Here is a 2,655-nt window from a genome sequence, read left to right as displayed (position 1 = left end):
CCCCGTCGCGCCGCCCCGCCCGGCCGAGGGGCGTACCGAACAGGGCGTCCGCGTTCATGCGCGCCAGATCGCCATTCCCTCGACACGCGGGACCGTGACGATCACCGCCGCCGCCCCGCGCGCGGTCGTGGCGCGGCCGATCCGCGCCGCGCTGGTGCCGCTGCTCGCCATGCTCGCGGGGCTGGGCGTGCTGCTCGCCGCCGCCAGCCTGATCCAGTTGCGGCTCGGTCTGCGCCCGCTGCGGCGGTTGCGCGAAGAGGTGGCCGCCATCCGCACCGGCGAGCGAGCGCGGGTCGGCGAAGACCAGCCCGCCGAACTTCAGCCGCTCGCCACCGAATTGAACGCGCTGACCGCCGACAGCGAACGCGCATTGGCGGCGGCGCGCGCGGCGGCGGCCAATCTGGCGCATGCGCTCAAGACGCCGGTGGCGACGCTGGCGCTCGACCTGGCGGACGATCCGCCCCGCGCCGCGCAGGTCGCGCGGATCGACGACACCATCCGCCACCACCTCGCCCGCGCGCGGGTGCAGCTGGGCACCAGCCGCGCCGCAACACCGCTGCGGCCTGCGATGGACGACCTCGCCGACGCCATCGCGCGTATCCATGCCGATCGGGGCGTGCGCATCACCACCGACATCGTCGACGATCTGTCGGTCGCGATGGACGCGCAGGATCTGGACGAAGTGGCGGGCAATCTGGTCGACAATGCCGCGCGCCATGCCCGTCATCAGGTCACCATCGCAGCGGTGACGGAGGGACGCCAAATCCGGCTGAGCGTTTCCGATGACGGCCCCGGCATCCCCCAGGCCGACCGGCGCCGCGCGACGCAGGCGGGGGCGCGGCTGGACGAGCGCGGCGACGGGCATGGCTTTGGCCTCGCCATCGCGCGCGAACTGGCCGAACTGCATGGCGGCGCCTTGATGCTGGACGAAGCGCCGGGCGGCGGCCTGTCCGCCACCGTCCTGCTGCCGCGCGCCGCGCGAACCGAATAATCAGGAGAGGATGATGATCGCCAATCGCATGCGCCCGCTGGTCCTGCTGCCCGCGCTCGCCCTGCTGCTTCAGGCGCAGAATGCGCCGCCCTCCCCCGCCGAGATCTACGGCCCGCTATTCGGCGCGGTGCAGGAGGCGCAGGTGTTTCCCGACGGCAAGACCTTTGCCGACGCGGTGCCGCGTCAGGCTCCGCCAGCGATCATGGCCGCCTATGCGCGCGAAAAGCCGGTCGACAAGACCGCGCTGGCGGCTTTCGTCCGCCGGTATTTCTCGGTGCGCGGCGACACGCAAGGAAAGCCCCCCTTGCGCGAACGCATCCGCGAACTCTGGCCGATCCTGGGCCGCGCGCCCTTCGCGCCTGTGGCGGGGTCGTCGGCGCTGGGGCTTGACCATGGCTATGTCGTGCCGGGCGACCGCTTCCAGGAGATTTATTACTGGGACAGCTATTTCACGATGCTGGGACTGAAGGCCGATGGGCAGGCTCCGCTGATCGAGGCGATGCTGGCCGATTTCGTCGATCTGGTCGAACGTTACGGCCATGTCCCCAACGGCACGCGGACCTATTATCTCAGCCGGTCGCAGCCGCCTTTCCTCGCGCTGATGATGGACCTGTCGGACAATCGCGATCCCGCACTGGCAACGCGGCGGCTGGCGGCGCTGGTTCGCGAGCATGATTACTGGATGGCGGGGGCGACCTGCCTCGATGCGGGCGGCGCGTGCGCCCACGTCGTGCGGATGCCCGATGGCAGCCTGCTCAATCGCTATTGGGATGCGCGCGACACGCCCCGCGACGAAAGCTGGCGCGAGGATCGCGAAACCGCCGCCAAGGCAAAGCCGCGTGCCGCTGGCGTGGTCCAGCGCGACCTGCGCGCGGCGGCGGAATCGGGCTGGGACTTCAGCTCGCGCTGGCTGGCCGATCCGATGCGGCTGGAGACGATCCACACGACCGACATCGTGCCGGTCGATCTGAACAGCCTGTTGTGGATGGCCGAAACCCGCATCGCCGCCCGGGCGACCGCCGCCGGGGATGTGGCGATGGCGAAGCGTTTCAGCGACATGGCGGCGAAGCGCAAGGCGGCGATCAACCGCTATCTCTGGGTCGCGGGCGAGAAGCGCTATGCCGACTGGGATCGGGTGGCCAAGCGGCCCACGACGGCGCGGACAGCCGCGTCGCTCTTCCCGCTGTTCGCCGGGCTGGCCAGCGCGGAACAGGGACGCGCGGTGGCCGCCGCCACCCGCGCCACGCTGGTCGGCGAGGGTGGTCTGCGCACCACGTCCCTGCGCACCGGCCAGCAATGGGATGCGCCCAATGGCTGGGCACCGCTGCAATGGATCGCGGTCGAGGGGCTGGGGCGGTACGGCGAACAGGCACTGGCCAAGGACATCGCCCGCCGCTGGATCGCCACCGTCGCGCGCACCTATGCCGAGACGGGCAAGCTGCTGGAGAAATACGACGTCGAGGAACGCAAGCCCGGCGGCGGCGGGGAATATCCGACGCAGGACGGCTTTGGCTGGACCAACGGCGTGACGGCGGCGATGCTGGAACGGTGGCCGGATTTGGCGCGATGACCTTCTGCTCCCCCTCCCGCAAGCGGGAGGGGGTCGGGGGGAGGGACGGGAGCCTCGCAGAGACCGTTGCCTGTGGCCCTGCCCTCCCCCAACC

Annotated in this window: 2 protein-coding genes; both read left to right on the top strand. The window is 71.0% G+C overall.

The genetic code is table 11. The features are described from left to right. Positions 1-991, top strand: a 991-nt coding sequence (locus BSZ14_RS18595) for an ATP-binding protein (RefSeq protein WP_076712044.1), incomplete at its 5' end; no start/stop codon positions are given. 13 nt (positions 992-1,004) lie between these two features. After that, the gene (gene treF / locus BSZ14_RS18590) at positions 1,005-2,561 is read left to right on the top strand and encodes an alpha,alpha-trehalase TreF (RefSeq protein WP_445190554.1); all 1,557 of its coding nucleotides are present in this window, start codon (positions 1,005-1,007) and stop codon (positions 2,559-2,561) included. Positions 2,562-2,655 lie beyond the last annotated feature (94 nt).

Origin of the sequence: Sphingomonas sp. Sph1(2015) (genome assembly GCF_001970915.1) — a bacterium.
In the GTDB taxonomy this organism is placed as follows: domain Bacteria; phylum Pseudomonadota; class Alphaproteobacteria; order Sphingomonadales; family Sphingomonadaceae; genus Sphingomonas; species Sphingomonas parapaucimobilis.
The sequence above is the reverse complement of the archived record's forward strand: the minus strand, read 5'-3'. Positions and strand labels throughout refer to the sequence as shown.